Annotated in this window: 11 protein-coding genes; all 11 read left to right on the top strand. The window is 46.1% G+C overall.

Going from position 1 to position 24,992, the window contains the following annotated elements:
• Positions 1-57 precede the first annotated feature (57 nt).
• Complete coding sequence (locus LZG73_RS16525; RefSeq protein WP_233852397.1) at positions 58-3,372, top strand: VCBS repeat-containing protein; 3,315 nt, start codon at positions 58-60, stop codon at positions 3,370-3,372.
• Positions 3,373-3,610: 238 nt separating this feature from the next.
• Entirely contained in the window at positions 3,611-6,712 is a 3,102-nt protein-coding gene (locus tag LZG73_RS16520) for a SusC/RagA family TonB-linked outer membrane protein (protein WP_233852395.1), read from the top strand.
• An 8-nt stretch (positions 6,713-6,720) separates the two neighbouring features.
• A complete protein-coding gene (locus LZG73_RS16515) occupies positions 6,721-8,325 on the top strand; it encodes a SusD/RagB family nutrient-binding outer membrane lipoprotein (protein ID WP_233852387.1) in 1,605 nt (534 codons plus the stop codon).
• Between the two features lie 143 nt (positions 8,326-8,468).
• Entirely contained in the window at positions 8,469-11,789 is a 3,321-nt protein-coding gene (locus LZG73_RS16510; protein WP_233852385.1) for a VCBS repeat-containing protein, read from the top strand.
• A complete protein-coding gene (locus tag LZG73_RS16505) occupies positions 11,786-13,105 on the top strand; it encodes a vanadium-dependent haloperoxidase (protein ID WP_310588447.1) in 1,320 nt (439 codons plus the stop codon). Before LZG73_RS16510 ends, LZG73_RS16505 begins: the two co-directional genes overlap by 4 nt.
• Before the next feature lie 82 nt (positions 13,106-13,187).
• Positions 13,188-13,859 (top strand): outer membrane beta-barrel protein, encoded by a 672-nt coding sequence (locus tag LZG73_RS16500; RefSeq protein ID WP_233852383.1) that lies wholly within the window; start codon positions 13,188-13,190, stop codon positions 13,857-13,859.
• A 164-nt stretch (positions 13,860-14,023) separates the two neighbouring features.
• A complete protein-coding gene (locus tag LZG73_RS16495) occupies positions 14,024-14,893 on the top strand; it encodes a ThuA domain-containing protein (protein WP_233852381.1) in 870 nt (289 codons plus the stop codon).
• 44 nt (positions 14,894-14,937) lie between these two features.
• The gene (locus LZG73_RS16490; RefSeq protein ID WP_233852379.1) at positions 14,938-18,111 is read left to right on the top strand and encodes a PVC-type heme-binding CxxCH protein; all 3,174 of its coding nucleotides are present in this window, start codon (positions 14,938-14,940) and stop codon (positions 18,109-18,111) included.
• A gap of 287 nt (positions 18,112-18,398) precedes the next feature.
• Entirely contained in the window at positions 18,399-20,957 is a 2,559-nt protein-coding gene (locus tag LZG73_RS16485; RefSeq protein ID WP_233852377.1) for a beta-galactosidase, read from the top strand.
• Positions 20,958-21,157: 200 nt separating this feature from the next.
• Positions 21,158-22,864 (top strand): hypothetical protein, encoded by a 1,707-nt coding sequence (locus LZG73_RS16480; RefSeq protein ID WP_233852375.1) that lies wholly within the window; start codon positions 21,158-21,160, stop codon positions 22,862-22,864.
• A gap of 168 nt (positions 22,865-23,032) precedes the next feature.
• Positions 23,033-24,988 carry a DNA topoisomerase (ATP-hydrolyzing) subunit B gene (gyrB, locus tag LZG73_RS16475; protein ID WP_233852373.1) on the top strand — a complete coding sequence of 652 codons (1,956 nt, stop codon included), beginning with the start codon at positions 23,033-23,035 and terminating at the stop codon, positions 24,986-24,988.
• Positions 24,989-24,992: the final 4 nt, after the last annotated feature.

The following is a 24,992-nucleotide window of genomic DNA, read 5'->3' as shown; positions in this document are numbered from 1 at the left end:
GCCTTTTTGTTATAGGAAGTAATCCTTTCTTTTGTAATAAAATCAGCAGGAATCATAATGAAAAATAGCCGCGCTCTCCTCTTCCTCACATTCCTGATTGCCTCGTGCCAATCAAAGGACACGCTTTACACATCGCTTGAATCCAGTGAGACAGGCATTAATTTCAATAACTTCATCGACGAAGACGCGACGAACAATGTTCTCGAATACGGTTATTTTTATAATGGAGGAGGCGTTGCAGCAGCCGATTTTAACAATGACGGGCTTGTTGACCTTTATTTCACCGGAAATATGGTGGCCAATAAACTCTATTTGAACAAAGGAGAATTGGAATTTGAAGATGTTTCGGAGAAGTCGGGAACCGCATTGAATGAAGGATGGAAAACGGGCGTTTCGGTGGTGGATATCAATGACGACGGCTGGATTGACATTTACGTGTGCCGGGCCGGCGCGCAGGACCCGCGACTGAGGAGCAAGCTTTTGTATATTAACAATGGTAAAACAGCAGATGGCATACCTACATTCACCGAAAAGTCTGCTGAATATGGACTCGATGATAAATCTTACACCACCCAATCCGTCTTTTTCGATTACGACCGCGATGGCGACACCGATTGTTTTTTGCTCAATCATTCCGTACAAAAATATGCTGGTTTCAGCAACTTGCTAGGCAGTTACCGCGAGCAGCGCAATGAAGCTTACGGCAATAAATTACTTCGCAATGATGCCGGTAAATATGTCAATGTCACCGATTCGTCGGGCATAGTTTCAAACGTATTGAGCTTTGGGTTAGGCATTAATGTCAGCGATTTCAATGATGACGGCTGGCAGGACATTTACATTTCCAATGACTATAACGAGAACGATTATCTCTATCTCAATCAAAAAAACGGCAAATTCAAAGAAGTGATCCGTGAAGCAACCGGTCACGTTTCCCTTTATTCCATGGGAACCGACGCTGCCGATCTGAACAATGACGGCCTCGTTGACATTCTGACGCTCGACATGCTGCCTGCTTCCAACGAACGCCTCAAACTTACGGCCGGAGACGATAATTACGACAAATATCAGCAGCTGCTGCGCGCGGGCTTTCACGAGCAGACCATGCGTAATATGCTGCAACTGAACAATGGCGTTAATGCGAATGGTGTGCCCGTTTTCTCTGAAATTGGCCAGCTGGCGGGCGTTTCGAACACGGATTGGAGTTGGGCTGCGCTAATGGGAGATTTTGACAACGATGGCTGGAAAGACATTTTCGTTTCTAATGGTTATGCCCGCGATTACACCAATATGGAGTTTTTGAAATACTCAACGGATGTTCAGGTGAAGGCCGGACAGGGAGGAAAGGCACCAAATCAAATGGAGATCATTGCCGAAATGCCGCCTATTAATGAACCCGATTTTATTTTCCAAAATCAAAAAGGACTAACTTTCACCAAGAAGATCGCCGAATGGGGATTTGAAAAAACAAACCAGTCCAACGGCGCAGTTTACGCCGACCTCGATAATGACGGCGACCTCGACATTGTGACAAATAATGTGAATCAAAAAGCCTTCGTTTATAAAAACAATGCAGAAACCAAGCTGAAAGCGAACTTCTTGAAAGTAAAACTGGAATCGCCTAGATACGCATATCTGGCAGGAGCGAAACTGACATTATATTCTGATTCGCTTACACAAACGGAACATTTTATGCCCGTGCGTGGATTTCAGTCTGCGCAATGGGATCAGGTGCATTTCGGTTTAGGCAAGGACAGCAAGATAGATTCGCTCCGTGTGACCTGGGCGGATGGAAGCCAGCAAGTGCTAAAAAGTCCTGCAATTAACAAGTCGTTGACCGTCAAATATTCGGATGCCAAAAAAGGCGCTGACGTTCCTTTCATCAAGTCGCCAACTTATTGGGAGCCAGCTGCAAATGTTGACTTTACCCACATTGAAGACCAGCGCAATGATTTCCGCATTCAGACATTGCTGCCTAATATGCTCAGTTACAACGGTCCCAAAATCGCACAAAAGGACATTAACGGCGATGGGATGGATGACTTTTACATTGGCGGCGCCAGAGGACAGGCCGGAAGCCTGTTTCTCAGCCAAAACGGGCAATTTGTTAAATCTCAACAACCGGAATTTGAAGGAGATGCGGCATATGAAGATGCCGATGCAGCCTTTCTCGATGCGGATGGCGACGGGGACGAGGATTTGCTGATTGTCAGTGCTGGTTATGAGCTCAATCCGGAAGATCCGTTGCTAATTCCTCGCCTGTACACCAATGCGAACGGCTTATTCAGAAGGACTTCTTTCCCGAAAATTGCATCTAATGCAGGCACAATAGCCGTTTCGGACACAGATCACGATGGCGACCTCGACGTCTTTTTGGGCGTACGCGTTACGCCAGGGCGCTTTCCCAAAAGTGCTGGCGGCTTTTTATTTACCAATGATGGCAAAGGGAATTTCACGGATAAAACGCAGGACATTGCTCCGCAGCTTAGCAATGCAGGAATGGTAACCGACGCAGTTTTTGAAGATCTGGACAAAGACGGATTTCCCGAATTGGTCGTTACAGCCGACTGGATGCCTGTTCAGGTTTTTAATAATAACGCGGGCAAACTTTCCAATGCAAGCGAAGCAAGAGGAACAGCCGCATTGAATGGCTGCTGGAATGTGATCAAACCGGCTGATCTGGATCAGGATGGCGATATAGATTTTGTTGTAGGCAACATGGGCAGCAACTGGCAGTGGAATGTCACTTCGCCATCCGGACTTTCCATGTATGCAGCAGATTATGACAATTTGAACAGGATTGTGCCGGTTATCGCCGTAACGGAAGGCGGCGTGGAAATGCCTTATGCAAGCCGTGACGAGCTTTTGGATCAGGTGCCGTCGCTCAAAAAGAAATACACGAATTACGTAAAATATTCCAAAGCAACATTGGCCGAGATATTCCCCGAAGAAAAACTAAAAAGCGCACAAAAGCTTTCTGCCAAAGTTTTTCAAAGCGGTATTCTTGAAAACGCGAATGGAAAGCTTGTTTTCCATGCCTTACCTGTGGAAGCACAATTCGCCCCTGTCTTCGCCATTTCACTTTTTGATGTGAATGCAGATGGTAAATCTGACCTGATCCTGGGCGGAAATCTTACAAAAACACGCGTGCGCATGGGCAGAAATGATGCAAGTCTCGTGCAGGTGTTTTTGAATAAAGGCAACCTGGCATTTGAGTATGTTCCCCAGTCCCGCAGCGGACTTTACATCACAGGAGAAGTGCGCGATCTGGCGATTGTCAATGCCGGCACAGAGACGTTTCTGCTTGGCGCTATCAACAATTCAAAATTGGTGTCTTACAAATTCCACAAATCGCTCCTCGTCAAAAAGTAACCGTATTTGAACTTAAACTGCACAATTTACGGGCACCTACACTATAACTTTGCAGTTATTAAAATGGATTCCTCTCTTATAAAAATTACGTTAGAAAAATAAATATCCCCATCTTCTTTATTAAAATTATTTAATTAACAGATAACTTAGGATATTTGTCGCTCCGCTGCTTACGCTTGCGTAATCTTCGGCAGATACCAATTTTAACGTAATTTTAATGTACCAATTTATCCTAACTATGAAAGAAAAGCTATCTAAAAGCCGTTCAAGGGGATTGTTTCCGCTTGGGCTTTTTCTGCTATTCGCTTCGTTGTCAGCCTTCGCACAAGACAGGACGATAACAGGTAAAGTGTCAGATGAGAAGGACCAGGGCCTTCCTGGTGTAGCTGTGACGGTGAAAGGTTCTACAAGAGGAACCAATGCAGATGCGGAAGGAAATTATTCCGTTTCGGGGGTTAAGGATACGGACGTGCTGGTGTTCAGCTCCATCGGGTATTTGAAGCAGGAAGTAAGTGTGGGAACCAGAAGCACAGTGGATGTGAAGATGGCTCCTGACGTTGCAAATCTCGAAGAAGTTGTGGTAACAGCACTTGGTATTTCCAAGGAATCCAGAAAACTGGGTTATGCGGTGACCACGATTGGCGGTGAAGTGATGACCCGGGCGCGCGAAACGAATGTTGCCAACTCACTGGCAGGTCGCGTGGCAGGTTTGAACGTAAAAGGAACAAGCGGCGGCCCAGGTGGAACAGCCAAAATCCTCATGCGCGGTATGCCCAGTATGAACTCTGGCGGCTCGCCATTGATCGTGATTAATGGTGTTCCGATGGACAACACGCAGCGCGGAAGTGCGGGAGAATGGGGTGGCGCTGATGGCGGAGACGGAATTGGAAATCTTAACCCGGACGACATTGAGTCTATGACCGTACTGAAAGGACAGGCTGCATCCGCATTGTTTGGTGCAAGGGCTTCCAACGGGGTTATTTTGATCAAAACAAAAGCAGGTAAAAAAGGAGATTTTTCAGTCGATTACAACCTGAACTACTCCATGGATCAGCCACGCGATATGACTGATTTTCAATATGTTTATGGTCAGGGCATTGGTGGCGCAAAACCAACAACGGCTGCATTGGCACAACAAACTGCAAGGATGAGCTGGGGCGCAAGACTGGACGGCTCGCAAGTGATCCAGTTTGACGGAAACAATTACGCATATTCCGCACAGCGAGACAATGTGAAGAATTTTTACCGCACAGGTTCCAACTTCACAAACAGCGTTTCTGTAACCAAAGGCGGCGATAACGGATCGTTCAGGTTATCGGTTGCGAATCTGGACACGAAGTCGATCATTGAAAACAGCGGCTTAGGAAGAAAAACGATCAACCTGACGGCAGATCAGAACATTACCAAGAAGCTGAGCGTGAATGTGATGGCCAATTATATCAATGAAAAAGTCAAAGCCAAGCCGGTTTTGAGTGATGGCCCGATGAACGCCAATAACGGAATGTTCCTGGCAACCAACATTGATCAGCGCATTTTGTCTCCGGGTTACAACACAACCACGGGCAAAGAGATCGTTTTCAGTGATGATGAATATGTTACCAATCCTTATTTTGTTACAAATCAGTTTGTTAACGATGTTACAAGAAAGCGCTTGATCTCAGCTTTGGCCGTAAAATACCAGTTTACAGACTGGCTTTACGCGCAGGCAAGAATGGGTTATGACAATGCAAATGATCGCATTTTCAAAGTTACACCATGGGGAACGGGCTTTTCGAATGCAGGAAAAGGCGGTTTGGATGAATTGTCCAATGCGCAGCGTTCGGAGCTGAATGTGGATGGGTTAATCGGTTTCAGCAAGGAATTCGGAAGTGATTTTAGCGTTGATGCGATCGCGGGAGCGAACCTTAGAAAAAACCAGTATGAAAAAGTGCAGATTGGCGGCAGCCCGTTCGTGCTTCCTTATTTGTACAGCTGGAACAACGTCGTGAATTTCAACCGGAATTACGAAGTGACCAACACAGAAGTGCAGTCGGCTTACTACAACGTTGATTTGGGTTATAAAGACATTTTGAACCTGAGCACAACGGGACGTTATGACACATATTCAACATTGCCAAGCGCAGCAAGAAGCATTTTCACACCATCGGTTACGGGATCATTCATCTTTACCGACATTGCAAGCATTCCTGAGCTGAGCTTCGGGAAAGTTCGTGCATCATATGCCCGCACAAGTGGTGAACCTGCAACGGCTTATGGAACAGCGATTTACTATGGTGTCGGCAATGCATTCAACGGTGTGGCAACAGGAAATTTCAGTGACGAGCTTCCAAACTTGTTCCTGAAACCATTTACCAAAAGCGAAGTAGAATTTGGTCTTGAATTGAAATTCTTCGGCAGCCGTCTGGGATTGGATCTTGCTTATTATGATCAAAAAACAAAAAATGAAATCATGCCTGCCAATTACAGCAGCGCAACAGGTTATGTAAGAGGTGTGGTGGGAACAGGTTCGGTTCAAAACCGCGGGCTTGAATTAATGTTGACAGGCTCTCCGGTAAGAACTACGAAATTCGACTGGAATGTGTCTTTCAACCTCACATCAGTTAAAAACAAGATCCTGAGCACAGATGCTGACAGCAACCAGATCACTTTGGGATCTAACCGTGCAACATTGGGTAATGCGGTTACTGCGTTCGTAGTGGGCGAGGCCGGACCACAGATCCGCGCTTACGATTACAAATATGCAGGCAATGGCCAGATCGTCGTGGACGCGTCAGGCTTGCCGGTTCGTGGTGATTTGAAAAGCTACGGAACTGTTTTGCCAACGCTGTATGGTGGTTTGAATAACGACCTTCGCTTCGGAGACATTAACCTTTCCTTCCTGTTTGACTACAATTTTGGCAACAAAATCCTTTCCGCAACTGAAAACTACGCATACAGACGTGGTTTGCATCAGGCAACATTGGAAGGACGCGAATCGGGAATTACGACAGGAGTTTCCGAGTCGGGAGCTGCCAACACGGTCACTGCAACAGCACAGGCATATTACACGGCACTTGCCAACAATGTAACCGGTTTAAGCGTTGTAGACGGTGATTTCATCAAGCTGCGCCAAATCACGCTTGGCTACAACATTCCCGCAAGAGTTGTTGAAAAATGGCCTTTGATCCGTGCGGTAAACATTTCTCTGGTTTCCAGAAACTTGTTTTACGTGATGAAGAAATCCAAAAATATTGACCCGGAAGCGACTTTCGGAGCAAACCTGAGATACGCTGGTATCGAAGGGACCAGTTTACCTGCAACCCGTAATTATGGTGTGAACGTAAACTTCAAGTTTAAATGAAAAGCAATATGAAAAAGAGACTGTTATCCATAATAATACTGGCGGGCTTGCTTCCATTGTCTTGTACAGACGATTTTGACGCACTAAACACCGACCCAACAAAAGCATCCGGCGAGAGTTTTGATGCGAATCTGCTGCTGCCATCGGTTCAATACAATCACGTAGCCGCAACGGCAGGCTATAATGGCGGAATTTTGTTCCAAAGCATGTGGGTGCAATTGTTGGCTTCCACCACATCCGGTGCAGCCAATTACTATTCCAATGGGGACAAATATGTTATTTCCAGCAATACAAACTCCTACTTGGCCAGCACCTGGAACACGGATTTTCGTGCAGCCAGCCTTGCTTACGAGATGGAACAGCTTACGAAAGACAAACCTGCGTTGGCCAACCTGATGAACATTGCGATCATTATGCAGGTGCAAACAATTGCAACCATCTCCGACACTTATGGAGACGTGCCCTATACAGAAGCATTGCAGGCAAAATCCGGCATCACGCTTCCGGCATATGACACGCAGGAATCCATTTACAAATCATTGCTTAGCCGTCTGGAAACGGCAACGGCAGCATTGAGCGCTGACGCTGCACTTCCTACGAATGATGCATTCGCAGGTTACAAAGGCGATGTTACCAAATGGAAGAAATACGGTTACTCGCTCATGCTAAAACTGGCCATGCGTTTGACAAAGGCAGACCCGGCAACGGCAAAAACTTACGCAGAAAAAGCAGCGGCAGGCGGCACATTTGCGAGCGTTGCAGATGATGCATATGTTGTAATGGACGATGCGAACGGCTATACAAATGGATACGGAGCAGCTTTGTCCACCCCGGCTGACATTTATCAGGTGAGATGGAGCAAGACATTGATCGACTATCTGCAAGCAAACAATGACCCGCGTTTGGGTAAAATTGCCGAGGTTCCAGCGGCAGGTCTTACAGCCAATCAGGAGTTTACAAATCCAGGCAACTCGGCGCCCGCAGTGCAATTGGGACTTCCAAATGGCTACGACATGAATGGTGGCGCAACCGATATCACTGCAACAGCGGGTTACCCCGGCGGAACAGGAACAGGCGCAAATGTGACGCCGATCGGCAAATATTCACGTCCCGTGGCAGCATTCCGTGCGAGAAGCGCACCGCTTTTTGTACTGACTTATGCTGAAACAGAATTGCTTCTTGCAGAGGCCGTGACGAGAGGTTATGCCGTTGGGGGAACTGCAGCAGCACATTATAAGAATGGTGTTTCGGCTGGCATTCAATCACTTGGCAGATATGGCGCAACGGTGGAAGTAACTGCGGCAACAGCCGATGCTTATGCAACTGCGCACCCGTTGGTGGCAGCCAATGCATTGAAACAAATTAATGAGCAGATCTGGGCAACAACGGGCATTTTGTTCAACTTCAACGAATCATGGAACAACTGGAAACGTTCAGGCTATCCTGAATTAAAGCCGGTTAATTATGTAGGCAACTTCTCAGGAGGCGCTATTCCAAGAAGGCAACCATATCCTACAACGGAAGCGACGCAAAACAGCGCCAACTACGGCGATGCAATCGGCAGACTTGCCAGCGGAGACAACTGGGTTTCGCGCGTTTGGTGGGACAAATAAAAAATAATATTAAAGCGGTAAGAAATGTAAATTTTCTTACCGCTTTCAAACAAATTGATTGCACTAAGTTTTAACTTCAACCTTTCGTTGAAGTTTTTTATTTTGCGTAATATCATCCTCTCTTAAACAGGCTCAATCGCTTAATGTATATACAAAAGCGCCTTCGTTACCTGATTTTTGTATTCGTTCTCACTGTCCATTTCACCGCGGTCAGAGCGCAGCAGCCATTGTTTCAATTGCTCCCTGCCAAGCAAACCGGCATTGCTTTCGCGAATATGATCAGCGAGGATGAAAAGCAGAATGTGATGTCCTACGAATACTTTTACAACGGCGGCGGCGTGGCGGTGGGTGACATTAACAACGATGGTTTTGAAGATCTTTTTTTCACTTCCAATATGGGGCCCAATAAGCTTTATCTCAATCTGGGAGCTGCAAAGGGCCAATCATTGAAATTCAAAGACATTACTTCGGCAGCGGCCAAAGGCCTGGAAGGCCGGAAAGGCGGCTGGAAAACGGGCGTTACCATGGCCGACGTCAACGGCGACGGCTTACTGGACATTCACATTTGCTACTCGGGCAAGGTTGAAGATGAGAAACGTAAAAATCAGCTCTTTATCAATCAGGGAAATCTCAAATTCCTGGAACAGGCGGCTCAATATGGCCTCGACAACATTAGTTACAGCACACAGGCAGCATTTTTTGATTACGATAATGATGGCGATCTGGATATGATGCTGTTGAATCATAGCGTCAAGAAAATTGACAATATGGAGCTCGCCAAATTCAAACAGGAAACGGATATGCTCGCGGGCAACAAGCTGTTTGAAAATAAAAACAATCATTTTGAAGAGGTTACCCAAAAATCAGGCATTCACCAATATCCATTGACGTTCGGGCTTGGAATGGCCATTGCCGACATTAACCAGGACGGCTGGCAGGACATTTACGTCACCAACGATTACAACGAATCGGATTATCTCTACATTAATAACCATAACGGAACATTCACGGATGTTACGCAGCAGTATTTCAGACATTTAGCCCAATTCTCAATGGGCGTTGACATTGCAGATTTCAACAACGACGGCTTGCCCGACGTCATGTCGCTCGACATGCTTCCCGAAGACAATCAGCGCCAGAAGTTGTTGCAATTGCAGGAAAATTACGAGGCATTCGAGCTGATGATGAGCCAGAAGCTGCACAAGCAATACATGCGCAACATGTTGCAGCTCAACAATGGCGACGGCACATTCAGTGAAATCGCGCAGTTTTCGGGCGTCTCGAACACGGATTGGAGTTGGAGCCCGCTGTTTGCCGATTTTGACAATGATGGTTATAAAGATCTTTTTGTCTCAAATGGTTATTTGCGCGATTACACCAATAAGGATTTTCTCAAATATTGGGGCGATTACAAAATCCGGCGCGCAGTCGATAAGGAGCCTTTTCAGCTGATGGACCTGATTAAGGCAATGCCTTCAACCAAGCTGATGAGTTATATTTTCCAAAATAGCAAGGATCTTACTTTTTCGAAAAAACAAACAGCATGGGGCCTGGAACATCCTGCGGTTTCAAGCGGGGCCGTTTACGCGGATCTGGACAACGACGGCGACCTGGATCTGGTGGTGAATAACATCAATGATCCCGCATTCATTTATCAAAGCATGAGCCGGGAGCAAGCAGGCAATGCCTGGTTTCAGATCAAACTGAATCAGGCCAATGCGAATAAAAACAGTGTTGGCGCCAAAGTTTATATCTATTCCAATGGCATTCAGCAATATCAGGAAGTGAATCCAAACCGGGGTTATCTGTCCTGCACGCCTACGCGGCTGCACTTTGGCGTGGAAAAAGCAACGAGCATTGATTCTCTAAAAGTGATCTGGCCCGATGGCGCGACACAGGTTTTGAAAGATTTAAAGACGAATCAATTGCTGGTTTTGGAAAAATCTGAAACCGCAAAATCAATCAACGCAATTGTTCAAAACAAACAAACGCCAATTTTCCAGCCTGCCGATATCGGCATTGCTTATCAGCATGAAGGCTTTAACGAAAACGATTTCAAGCGCCAGCCACTGATGCTTTCCATGTATTCGCAAACGGGCCCCATTGTAGCAAAAGGCGATGTTAATAAAGATGGATTGGAAGATATTTTTGTAAGCGGGGATCAGAATAAGCAAGCGAAGATCTGGATGCAGCAAACGGGCGGCACATTCACGGAACTGGCTGGTTTTGCTGTTGGCGATGAAAATATTTCCGCGGCAACCTGCGCCGTTTTCTTTGATGCAAATGGTGATGGTTTTGATGATCTGTATGTCGGAAAAGGCGGTTATTCCATGTTTGAGCCCAACACGATTTCATTGCAGGATGAAATGTATCTCAATGACGGGAAAGGCAAGCTTAACCTCTCCGTTTTGTCGCTTCCCAACCTGAAAGCAAGCAGCAAATCATGCGTGCGGCCTTTTGATTTTGATAAAGATGGTGACCTGGACCTGTTCATCGGCGGTCGCATCATTCCTGGGCGCTATCCCGAATCACCCGTTTCTTATTTGTTGCTTAATGATGGAAAAGGCGCTTATAAGGTCAAGGATTCGCCATTTTTCACCATTGGAATGGTTACGGATGCGCAATGGGCGAATCTGGACAATGATGGAAATGTGGAGTTGATCATCGTTGGAGAAATGATGCCGGTCAAAATATTTTCTTACAATGGAAAGGATTTTGATGACAAAACTTCGACGTTCTTTCAGAAGGAAGTTTCCGGATTTTGGTCTGCATTAAAAGTTGAGGATCTGGACGGAGACGGCAAGCAGGATCTGGTTTTGGGAAATATGGGTTTGAACACGCAGATTAAAGCATCGGAAAAGGAACCGGCAGAACTCTATTTTGCAGATTTTGACAAAAACGGCTCCATTGACCCATTTTTCAGCTTTTATGTCCAAGGCAAATCGTATCCATTCGTAAGCCGCGACGAGCTGAATGATCAGATTTATCCGATGCGCAAAAAATTTCCTTATTATAAGGATTACGCAAATGCGTCCATCACAAACATGTTTTCTCCCGAAGAACTGAGCAACGCCACAAAACTGGAAGTCACAGAAATGCGCTCCGTTTGCTTTATGAATAAAAATGGCGTTTTCGAAAAAGCAATCCTGCCCGTGCAGGCGCAATTTGCTCCCGTGTGCAACATTACATCAGCAGATTATAACAATGATGGACATAATGATCTGCTTTTGTTAGGAAATAAAACGGATAACCGCCTGAAAATCGGCAGCATGGATGCGAATTATGGCTGTCTGCTCGCCGGAGACGGAAAAGGCGGCTTTGCTTATGTGGCTCAGCCCGCTTCCGGATTGTCTGTTGTGGGTGACGTGAAGTCATGCGTGCAAATCAATGTCAACAAAAAGCCGCATTTGGTGATTGGTGCTTTTAACCAGCAGCTGCAATTTTATAAAACAGTAAAAAATTGAATCGTTTAATCTTAATGCTGGCTTTGCTGATCGGCCAGGCCGCGGTGGGGCAGAAGAAAAAAGTGGAGTTGAGCGCGCATTTGCAGCCCTCCGTTTTCGCTGTTACCATGGTCATGATCCACGATGTGGTGAATCCGCCTGCTGCAAGCCGCTTTTACACTTATTGTTTAATGGGCGCCTACGAAATCGTGGCCCAAAACAACAAGCAAATCACATCGCCAACGCAATTTATCCGCAGCATTGACCCGATCACAATCACGGCTGCGCCTGCTTACAATTATCAGATTGCAGCCCTTTACAGCATTCTGGAAACCGGTCGGCTCATTCTTCCGTCTGGTTATATGCTCGAAGAAGATCAGAAAAAGCTCATTATCAATTTATTGCGAGAAGGGCATAAGCAGCAAACCATTGATGCAGCCGTGGCCGCTGCACAGGAAGTTGCCAAAAAAATCGCAGCAAACGCGGCAACAGACGGTTATCTGAAACTCAGCACGCGCGTGCGCTATCGTCCCCAAAAGGGCGATGCATATTGGTTTCCGACACCACCGGGTTACATGGAAGGCGTTGAGCCGCATTGGAAAACCATCCGCCCAATGATGCTCGACACATGCAGCCAGTTTCCCCCCAAACCGCCCGTTGAATTCAGTAAAGACACCGCGAGTGCTTTCTATAAGCTTACGAAAGAGGTTTATGAAGTGGGTAAAAACCTGAATGAGCAACAACGCTTCATTGCTTCCTACTGGGACTGCAACCCGTTCGCTATCAACACTTCCGGGCATATGTCGATTGGTTTCAAAAAGATCAGTCCCGGCGGGCATTGGATGAACATTACGGGCATCGCCACTTCAAAGGCCGGTCTGGATCTGGATAAAGGCATTATGGTGCATGCGCTTGCCGCCGCTACATTAATGGATGCATTCATTAGTTGCTGGGACGAAAAATACCGCAGCAGCCGCGTCCGACCCGAAACAGTAATTACGCGCATGATTGATCAAAAATGGCAGCCATTGCTTCAAACGCCACCTTTTCCCGAGTATACAAGCGGGCACAGCGTCATTTCCACGGCAGTTTCAGAGGTCCTTACTTTCTTGCTTGGAGACAATTTCGCATTCCGTGACGACACAGAAGTGATATTTGATTTGCCCACGCGCGATTTCAAATCTTTCCGTCAGGCAGCCGAAGAAGCGGCCATTTCGCGCTTATATGGCGGGATACATTACCGCGATGCCATTGAAAACGGACAGACGCAGGGGCGGCAAATCGGTCAGTTTATTGTAGAAAAATTGAAAAGCAGTGGCGTTAAGCCCGCAATATGACAAATATGCATGTCGCAGCCTGTTCTTTTTTGCTCCTAAATCAGTAGTTTTGGGATCGGTGCCTGCCACGTTCACTCACACAATGAAGCGATTTACATTCACATTCCTGCTGATCACCTTGTTATGCTGTCTGCATTTGCGTGCGCAGGATGTCACTAAGGCCGAAAAGCAGGTCGACGGTTCCAAATGGGGCTTCGGGCTGAATGGCGGTTATGCACAAAGGGCCTTCCGCTCCGCCGGTCTGCTGAATGGTGCACGGAAACGTTACATTAAAGACTTGAAATCAGGAATATCCTTTGGTGGTGAGGTCACTTATTTCCCTTGGAAAAAGGTTGGTTTTGGTCTGAAATATGACCGCTATCAAAGCAAGGTAAGTCAGCAAAACGCATTGACCGAAGATGTCACGATACAAATTCTGGGCGGTGAAGTCATTCACCGTGCCATTATGAAAAACCCGAAGAATAGCGTCTTGACATCCTTGCTGCTTGGTTATCAGCCATATCAAAATAAAACGCAAGTTGGGCAGGAGCAATTTACCTTCAACGGAAAAACAATGGGATGGGGCGTAAGTGTTGGTTTCGAGCACCGCATCAGCCCAAGATTTGCCATAAATGTGACCGGCTCAGCCACCATGGGCGCCATTTACCGCCTCGACCGCACCACTGCATTCAATAAAGAAACACTTCATCTTTCCAAAGACAACAGCGTGGACCTTTCCAGGTTTTCAGCCACGATCGGATTCAAGTTTTATTAAGTCTTTTTAGACAGTTAGCAACTATTTTACACCTTGCTTTGTGAATTTTTATAAAAAAGTAAGGGAAAAATTGGATGAAACAGTCTTGAAATAGAGACAGTAGTTATTCCGGTTGTTTGCGTTATATCTCAATAGTTACAGAATTTTTCCTAAATCGCTTCCCAATGAATCTGAGACGACGTTCCCTTTTTCTTCTTGCATTGCTGCTGATTGTTTTGTCCAATGTAAATGATGTTTTTGCTCAAAAAGACAAAAAACCGCTGGTCGTATTTGTGACCGGTGACCACGAATACAGCGGCGAAGAAACATTGCCAATCATTGCGGCGGAGCTTGAAAAAAATTATGGCATGCGCACAATCGTGCTCAAAGCTTATCCTGGCCCGAACAGCGAAACCGACATTCCAGGTCTGGAAGCGCTGAAAGACGCAGATCTGGCCGTTTTTTATCTGCGCTGGCGGCAGCTTCCCAAGGAGCAGCTTGCTTACATCGATGCTTATCTTAAATCGAAAAAACCTTTGATGGGATTTCGTACAACCACGCACGCATTCAATTATCCGAAAGGACATGAAAGTGAGAAATGGAATGCCTTCGGTGAGTTTGCACTGAATGGCCCTCCGGGATGGGGCGGCGCTGCCAAGCACACGCATTATGGTCACAAAAGCAGCACGGACGTGACCGTCATCCCGGAACAGGCAAAAAACCCAATCTTAACCGGCGTCACGGGCCCATTTCATGCTCGGTCGTGGCTTTACAGAGTTTTGCCAGATTATCCAACCAAGGGCTCAACATGGCTTTTGATGGGCAAATCCGTTGATCCTGATAAAGAAGCAATCGAAAATCCGGTTGCGTGGACAGGAACGAATTCATTCGGCGCCAAAATTTTCATGACGACGCTGGGTCACCCGGACGATTTCAAAATTGAGTCATTTCAGCGCCTGGTGATTAATGCGATCCATTGGGAATTGGGCATGAAGATTCCAAAGCAATGGAAGGGTAAAATGGACATTCAGGTCCAATACAGAGAAGCAAAATAGCAAGTCAATTCGCCTAAATCCCCACTTAAAGCTTACCAACCGAAATGTCTAAACCCAGAAAAATCAGTCTCCACGTATCACTTATCGTGTTTGCGCTGGTCATTATCGCATTCAGTGCATTCAAATTCAATCAATCCGCCACGCTTCCCATTAAGAAAGGCTCTCACATTGTTTTGTTAGGAAATAATCTGGGTTCCAGGATGATGAACTATGACAATTTCGAAACGGAATTGCAGGTGCGTTATCCCGAGGAAATGCTGTATATCCGCAATATGTGCGATGGCGGCGACACGCCCGGATTCAGGCCGCACGCCAGCAGAAACTTGCCGTGGGCGTTCCCTGGGGCAGAAAAATTTCAAACCGAATATGCAAATCCTTCGCAAAGTGAAGGCCATTTTGAAACACCAGACCAATGGTTAACCCGCTTGAAAACGGACGTTATCATTGCTTTTTTCGGTTATAATGAGTCGTTCCAAGGCAAAGAAGGGCTCGAAAATTATAAAGCGGAACTCGATGCTTTTATCAAATATACATTGAGCCAGAAATACAATGGCACCGCCGCGCCGCAACTCGCCATTGTTTCACCAATTGCATTTGAAGATCTCTCGGCTAAGTTTGACCTCCCTAATGGAAAGAAGGAAAACGAAAACCTTGCACTTTACACAAAGGGAATGAAGGAGATTGCTGAGAAAAACAATGTTCTTTTTGTCGATGCATTCACGCCCTCGAAACAATGGTATGCCGACAGCAAAGCCGACCTGACCATTGACGGCTCCCAATTGAATGAGGAAGGTTATAAAAAGCTGGGCTTGTTGCTTGCTGATCAGGTTTTTGGAAAAGCGTCACCGAAGGCGGAAGCAAACAGAAAGTTGGTGCACGATGCGGTGAACGAGAAAAACTGGATGTGGCATAACGACTTTAAAATTCCAAACGGCGTGCACGTTTATGGACGCCGTTACAATCCTTTTGGACAGGACAATTATCCAGCGGAAATTCAGAAGATCCGCGAAATGACGGATATCCGGGATCAGGCGGTGTGGCTCGCGGCTTCGAAAGGACAAAAAACCGACCTTGCCGCCGCTGACAAGAACACGACGCCATTGCCGCAGGTTAAGACCAATTTCAATCCTGAAAAGAACGGAAGTCTGCAATATTTATATGGAAAGGATGCATTAGCAAAACTGAAAGTGCCGGAAGGTTATAAAATCGAGCTTTTCGCGTCGGAGGAAGAATTTCCTGATCTGGCCAAACCCATGCAAATGTCGTTCGACAACAAGGGTCGCCTCTGGATCGCAACCATGCCGAGTTATCCGCATTACAAGCCGGGTGACACGAAGCCCAATGATAAAATCATCATTCTCGAAGATACGAATGGCGATGGCAAGGCTGACAAACAATCCGTTTTTGCTGATGGGCTGCATTTGCCGCTTGGCTTTGAAATTGCACCAGAAGGCGTTTATGTTTCCCAGGGCACAAACCTGAAATTTTTGGCAGACACAGACGGCGACGGCAAAGCTGACAAAACCGAGATCCTTTTAAGCGGATTTGACGATCACGACACGCACCACAATAGCCACGCATTTACGGCGGACCCGTCGGGAGCAATTTATTCAGGTGAAGGCGTTTTCCTGCACACCAATGTCGAAACTTCGTACGGACCTGTTCGCGCGACGAATGGCGGTTTTTACAGATATGCGCCGCAGCTTAAAAAACTTGAACGGACTGCACAGCTTTCGATCCCGAATCCGTGGGGCATTGCATTTGACGAGTGGGGCCAGCCTTTCTTTGCTGAAACTTCCAGTCCGGATGTGCGCTGGATGATGCCGGGTTCTATTTTGCCAAGATATGGGGAAGCAAGTCACAAATCTGTGCAATTGATAGAGGAAAAACACAGGGTTAGGCCGACTTCCGGTTTGGAATTTGTTTCGAGCCGTCATTTCCCTGATGAGCTGCAAGGTGACTTTTTGATCAACAACACCATTGGATTTCTGGGAACAAAAGAGCATACATTAAAGGATGAAGGCACAGGTTATAAAAGCACGCACCGCATGGACCTTGTAGTGAGTGAAGACCGCAACTTCCGTCCCGTTGATATGGAATTTGCGCCAGACGGCTCGCTTTACGTCATCGACTGGCACAATATCCTGATCGGTCACATGCAGCACAATGCCCGCGATCCTTTGCGCGACCACTCACACGGACGCGTTTATCGCATTACATATCCATCGCGGCCATTGGTAAAACCAGCCAAAGTCGCAGATGCCAGCATTGACGAACTGCTTGAAAACCTGAAATTGCCCGAATTCAGAACACGTTACAGAACCAGGCGTGAACTTCGCGGACGCGATGCGTCGCAGGTTTTGGCAAAACTTACAACCTGGACAGCTTCATTGGATAAGAAAGATCCGCGTTATGAGCATCATTTGCTGGAAGCTTTGTGGGTTAGCTGGGGATTGAACAAAGTGGATCAGAAACTGTTGAAGCAGGTTTTGAATGCCAAAGATTACCACGCCCGCGCCGCCGCAGTGCAGGTTGTGCGTTACACCGGACATCAGGTGAAGGATCAGGCGGATTTGCTTATGGCGGCAGCACGTGATGAAAACAGCCGGGTAAGATTGGTGGCAATTGTTGCCGCTTCATGGATTGAAAAGGAAAAAGGACTTGCCGTGCTGGCGGAAGCCAAGAAGATGCCATTAGACGAATGGACCATTCATGCTTATGATGGCGCTTATGCGCATTTGAACGGGCAGAATATGAAAAAGGAAAAGCAGGAAGTGACCCAATCCGGTTTAAAAGGCAAGGAACTCGTAATGTATACATTGGGTAAAACCATTTATTCCAAAGAAGGATATTGTGCAACGTGTCACCAGCCTGACGGCAAAGGGCTGACAGCCTCGGGGTTCCCGCCATTGACCACCAACAGCTGGGTGCTTGGAAGCGATGAGCGTCTGATCAAGCTTGTATTGAAAGGTTTGCTGGGCCCCATTGACGTTAACGGACAGAAATATCCCGGGCAGGTTCCTATGACACCATTTGCAGGTTTGCTCAATGATGACGAGATGGCGGCGGTGCTGACTTACGTTCGGAACTCGTTTGGAAACAAAGGAGCGGTCATCACGCCGGACCAGGTGAAGAAGGTCAGAGCGGCAACGGAAAGCAAAAAAGACTTCTATTCTCCCGACCAATTGCTTAAAGAACACCCGCTCGAAAAAATGTAGCATACCGGGCTTTGCATGCTGAAAAGGCTATTTTCTGAAACCAGAAAATAGCCTTTTTTTTATATAGACCACTTCATAAAAGCTTGGCTGCTAGTAGAATAAATTTGTAGAAAACCAATGCGGTTTGAACCGGTTATTCAACGAGAGTGACCGAATATTCATTTTTTTATCGTTAAAATCTTATTTTTGGAAAATATGCGAAAAAATTGAAAATAAAGTGAGCCGTAAAGTAGAATTATTTATATTTATGGATCGAATAATTTGTAACAGGTTGGTAGATTAAGAATATGAAAAAACGTATATTCGTAGGTTGGAACATTTGCACGCTTCTTTTTTCCTCACTATTATTTTCCCCGCTCGATTCAGCAGCACAACAACCCCGCTATTTTGCAGTTTCGCTCGTTAACGAGAATGACAAGCCGTCATTAGAAACAATTGAATCAGCTAAAAGCGTTGGCTGTAATGCAGTCGCGCTAACCGTTCAATGGGGCACCATTGAAGGAAAACTTTCCCGGATTCTTAAATCAGAAAATGGGCCAGGCTATAATGTCTGGAAGCAGTATGATGATCAAGTTGCCAAGGCATTATCGCTTGGAATGAAAGTCGCACTCAACATTGCGGTCAGCACGGGCGACGATGTTTCCAACGGAATTTCGGACCGCTATGGTGTAGACACCGGCGATGGATGGAAGAAGGAGGAAAGAATGTTGGTTGCCAATTACAATGGGCAGGAAGCAGTCTTTCAAAAACAGGGAGGTCCTATCAGGCCTAATATTAACTTGCAGTTTGTCATGACTTCCCTTGCCGCACAATCCACCCGCGACCGCATCAGCGACTTTGCATCGAAGGTGATGAACCGATATAAATATGTGCAGGATGGCGGTAACTTGCTTTATGTAAGCTTAATCTATTCACGCCAGGGCGAAGGTGAGTTTGAAATGGGCTCGACAAAATATCATTACGAGCAGGAACTGGACATGAGCGCCGCTCTGACAGATTATTCCCAGCCAATGGCCAATGCTTACAGAAACTGGCTGAAAGCAAAATACGGACACATTGAATATTTGAACTCTGCCTGGGGAACCAATCACGGCTCATTCAATAACGTTGGCCCGAAAAAACCTTCAAATACAACATTCACAGGCCCGGACGGCACGGATTGGTTTACATTCCGGACGCTGATTTTGAAAGAAATCAACAATCTTTTCAAAAACGTGGTAAAGGGAATCAGTCCCAACACGAAAGTGCTGGCGCACCACGGTTCAGTTTATGATAAACTTTCAAGAGGTCGGGGAACATTGGCTTTCAACGAGATAGGCGCAGATCTGGATGGACTTAAAATCAATGACGACATCTTTTATGACCACCGGTTTGGAATCGATCTGCTACGTTCCAACTTGCCTGGAAAGCTTTATGTTAATGAGGCGGCCTATGTTACCGGCATGCAATCAATCATTAATCTTGCTACGGAAAGCTATACACACGGCGCCCAGATAGTCACTCTTTTCTATCTGGAAAACGCATTGAAATCTCAGGATGCGGTCAATGCACTGAAAAACCTGACTGCCGAATGGGTTAAGGATAAACAGGTTACCACGCCATCGGCCTCGAACTCCGACAGTTTTACATTGTCTGGAATGATTGACAGCGATGGTTGCGTCACCCAGCGTGACAACTATTCCAATGATTGTGATGCTTACAAGAACTGGCGGGGCGCTTATCAAAACGCGGGCAACAAGCCGGTCAACATCTATTTGCAAAACAATTTGCCGCAATCAGGCTGTTTTTACAATAGCATGTCGCTTGCAACCAGCGGTCAGCAGTCGTCGTCCATTGTGCCAGACAACAAATTTACGCACCTTACCGGCGCAGATTGCAAGCTGATCGGAACCGTTAAGGGCTCCGGATTAACAAATGGAAACAGCCAGTTTGTGGCGAAAGTAACAGTTGATCCGCAGGTTAAGTCGCACAGCGGACAACCCTATGTGCAACGTCACTTCGAGTTCACGCCGGGCGGCACAAATCCAAACAGCGCTAACATCACACTTTACGTAAGCCAGGAGGAACTGAATGCTTTCAATGCAGTGAGTTCGGTGAAGCTTCCAAAGGGCAATTCGGATTCAGAGAATAACAAAACCAACGTGCGCATATTGCAGTGGCACGGCAACACCATGAATGGAAAGCCGGATGTAACCATTGATCCTGCTGACAATGACATTCAATGGGATTCCGCATTGAATTTATGGAGGATCCGGTTTGATGTGAGCAGTTTCTCATCATTCTACATCACAGCCAACAATGCTGCTCCGCTTCCGGTCACGCTGGTAAATTTCTCAGGCAAAAAACAAGAAAATGCGGTTGCATTGGATTGGCAAACATCTGAGGAAAGTAACAGCAGTCATTTTGAAATCCAACACGGCGTGGATGGCAAGCAATGGACTAACATTGGCCAGGTGGAAGCTTCTCAGGAGAGCAAGGTTTTGAAAACCTACAACTTTTTGCACCCTAATCCAGTCGCTGGCGAAAACCTTTATCGTCTTAAAATGGTCGACAGAGACAGCACATTTGCCTATTCCCGGATTATTTCAACGGGTTTCGAAGGACAGGAAGACGTAACGCTTTATCCGAATCCGGTGACGGCAGGCATTTTTTCAATTCGTTTTTCAGGAACGAAGCCAAGCATAACGCTTAATGACATTACGGGCAGAATTGTTCCGGTGGAAACAGAGCAAATTGGCACGGACAAGCTGGAAGTGAGGTCGAAGTCAAAACTTGTCCCAGGACTTTATATTCTTAATGCAGGTTATGGTACCAAGCAAGTTAGGCACAAAGTAGTCGTTAACTAGGGACTTGCAGCAGGGCAAAACGGGAGCAGAGCGGAATGTGTTTTTCGCGCTGCTCTCGTTTTTTTATAAAAACCAAAGCTGCCGCAAATCAGTAAAAAAGCATTTGAAATTTACAAATTCAATGATAATCGTTTAGTTTTGAACCCATAAGTGCCGGATTGAAAAGGGTCCGGATACACATTCAATCTATTTGCGTTTTTATGAAGTTACGATTTCTCTCGGGTGTCGTTATATGCTTGGTCATTCTTGTATACATATTTTACAATTACTATTATTCCGTTAACTTCCCTTATCAGGACGATTTCCTGCTCATTCAATTCATCGAGGTTGTGTCGCAAGGCGGACTGGGTTTTACCGGTCTCATAACCGAGCTTTTCCGCACTTTCAATGACCATAAAGCCGTGATTCCCCGGACGATATCGCTCATTGAATACAACATTACCGGGCATCTGAACTTCCGGTTTTACATCACACTCGTTTCAATCAACATTACTTACATTTTTTACTTCGTTTATCTCCAGTTCCGAAAAGCGAGGCTGCCCTTATATTATTTCATTCCTGCCGCCTTTCTCTACTTTCAGCCGCTTTACTACGACATTTCAGGCTGGGCGCTGAACGGGATGCAGCATTCCTTCCTTACGGCTTTTACGGTTACTGCAATTATACTCGCTTCGAGGCGCACCAATCTGGCGCTTTATGGCGCAATGCTGTGCTGCTTTCTGGCCACATTCACGCATGGCAATGGCATACTTTCTTTTCCCGCAATCATCTTTTATTTCCTTTGTTTTAAAGATTTCAAGCGGGCGATCATCTCAGGCGCTTTCATGATCCTTTGTCTTGTCATTTATCTGGCGGGATATGAATCCGGGCAGGCGGGCAATTTGCCAAAAGATCTGGTCTCGTTCTTCTCATCCCTTTTCGGTTTTATTGGTTCAGCCATGTCTTTGTGGGCTCTTCCGGAGCTGCTTTCGGCAATTTGGGGTGCGATCATCATTGGATTTATGGTTTACATTACATGGCGCGTTGCCCGGATTCATTTCAACAAACCGGTCAACATTAAGCCCGGCACGGTGGAGTTGCTGACATTGTTTGCATTCATATTCATAACCAGCTTCGTGATTGCGCTTTTTCGCTCATGGGCGGGGAGCACCATTGCCAGTCGTTTCCAGATCTATGCATCCTTATCGACCGTAATCTTTTACATTTTACTGCTCAATTATACGCATTTGCTCCGCCGACGAGCGGTTTTCCTGAGCTTTACGGCGTTCAGTATTTTCTATTGTGTTTACTCATATTACAAATTCACAGGCTTTGTCGCCATCAAACGCACCACATATCTGGCTGATGTTTACAACTGGAAAACCAATCGCAACATGTTTTCAGTTGAAAAAACGATAATCCGAAACGGCAGTTTTTATTTAATCCCAGGTTACGAAAAGGGATTTTTCAAATTGCCCGAAGCAATCGTTGACAAAAATGAGCTCGATTCGATGTTCAATGCGAATTCCAAAGCATCAAGGGATTATGAATTGTATGTCGAGGACTGGGCAGTTGAGCGCAGGGTCCGCAATGGCGTGGAAAATCTGACTTACTATTTCGTCGCCAGCAATGCATTGCCAGAGCGGAAAGGGCTTGCAGGAGATCGATTTATGGTCTTACGGGATCAAAAAACCCGCGTAATCCACATGATGAATGCCAATCCGAAGATCGAAGCCCGTAAGGCGATTTTGACAAGCGGGCATTATTACAAACCCGGTTTCAACACGCTGCTCCGGCAGGATGACCTTGCACCCGGCACTTATGACATGGCGATTATGGATGTGCACAACAATGGTGAAAAAGTGTTTTATAGATTGGATAAATCGCTTCGTGCATCCGGCAAAGATTACAGTCTTTTGTCGAATTAATTTACAATCTTTTCATGACTTCCAACCCGGAAAAGTCATAACAACTCAACCTCCTCTCCGTGTTATCTGAATGTTATTTCCGCTAGGTTAAGCGGCAAAAAAATCGTATCTTTACAGGCTTAAAAAGCCTCAAAACGGTTCTTTTTATCGAAGTGTAAAACAAACTATATGTCAAACGAAGCAGTGATTGAAGTAAATAGTTATTCAGCCGAAAACATCCAGGTTCTTGAGGGTTTAGAGGCCGTTCGTAAACGTCCGGCCATGTACATTGGTGACACTGGTTTTAAGGGAGTTCACCATCTAATTTGGGAAGTTGTTGACAACTCCATTGATGAAGCGATGGCTGGCTATTGCGATACCATCAATGTGACGATAGAGAAAAATAATTCCATTACCGTTCAGGATAACGGCCGCGGTATTCCAACAGGAATGCATACAAAGGAGAAAAGATCAGCATTGGAGGTTGTATTGACCGTTCTCCATGCCGGCGGCAAGTTCGATAAAGACACATATAAAGTTTCCGGTGGTTTGCACGGCGTTGGGGTTTCCTGCGTAAATGCACTTTCAATTCATTTGAGAGCTGAGATCCACCGTGAGGGAAAAATATTTGAACAAGAGTTCAGCGAAGGCAAGCCGCTTTACTCCGTAAGAGTGATTGGCGAATCTGAAAAAACAGGAACATTTATTCACTTCCTGCCCGATGCGACGATTTTCACAGTAACAGAATTTAAATACGAAACTGTTGCAACGCGTCTCCGGGAATTGTCCTATTTGAACAAAAGAATCAGGATCACGTTAGAAGACAAACGTGAGGAAGATGAGGAGGGCAAATTCAGAGGCGAAGAGTTCTATTCCGAGATCGGCTTGAACGAATTCGTTACCTATCTGGATGCAACACGTCAGCCTTTAATTCCAGCGCCTATTCACATGGAAACATTGAAAGGAACTGTTCCCGTAGAAGTGGCGATGATGTATAACACGTCTTACAGCGAGAATGTTTTTTCTTATGTAAACAACATTAACACGGTCGAAGGCGGAACGCACGTTTCGGGTTTCAGAGCGGCGTTGACGAGAACTTTGAAAAACTACGCTGAGAAATCAGGCGTGCTTGCGAAAGAAAAAATTGAAATCAGTGGCGACGACTTCCGCGAGGGATTAACCGCCGTTATTTCGATCAAAGTTCAGGAGCCTCAGTTTGAAGGGCAGACAAAAACTAAACTTGGAAACTCCGAAGTGACGGGTGTTGTAAGTCAGGTTGTGTCTGAAATGCTTGAAACTTATCTGGACGAGCATCCGAAAGAAGCGCGTGTTATCATTGATAAGGTTATCTTGGCCGCAAAAGCGCGTATCGCTGCGAAGAAAGCTCGCGAAATGGTGCAGCGCAAGAACATTCTTACTGGAACAGGTTTGCCAGGAAAATTGTCCGACTGCTCAGAAACAGATCCAAACGTTTGCGAACTCTATCTGGTCGAAGGGGACTCGGCGGGCGGAACTGCAAAACAAGGCCGGAACCGTGCATATCAGGCGATTTTACCACTAAGAGGAAAGATCCTGAATGTAGAAAAAGCCCAGGAATACAGAATTTATGAAAACGAAGAGATTAAAAACATGTTTACCGCACTGGGTGTGCAGATCGGTAAAGATGGGGATGAAAGGGCGCTGAACATTGACAAGCTGCGTTACCACAAGATTGTCATCATGACCGATGCGGATATTGACGGCAGCCACATTCGGACGCTGATCCTTACTTTCTTCTTCCGTTATATGAAAATTTTGATCGATCACGGATACATTTATATCGCTCAGCCGCCGCTTTATCTGGTTAAGAAAGGCCGCGAAGAGCGTTATTGCTGGACAGAAGCGCAACGAGAAGCTGCTGTTCGTGAAATTGCAGCAGGTCGTGAGGAATCGGTTAACGTGCAGCGTTACAAAGGTTTAGGAGAAATGAATGCGGAACAATTGTGGGAAACAACCATGAATCCAGACAAGAGAAGCCTTAAACAGGTTTCAATTGAATCAGCAGCCGAAGCAGACCACTTGTTTTCAATGCTGATGGGTGACGAAGTTGCGCCGCGCCGCGATTTTATTGAGAAAAATGCGAAATACGCCCGGGTTGACGTGTAACAGT

The sequence above is a fragment of the Dyadobacter sp. CY326 genome (assembly GCF_021390515.1).
Classification (GTDB): domain Bacteria; phylum Bacteroidota; class Bacteroidia; order Cytophagales; family Spirosomataceae; genus Dyadobacter.
This window is presented reverse-complemented; position numbering and strand designations above follow the sequence as displayed.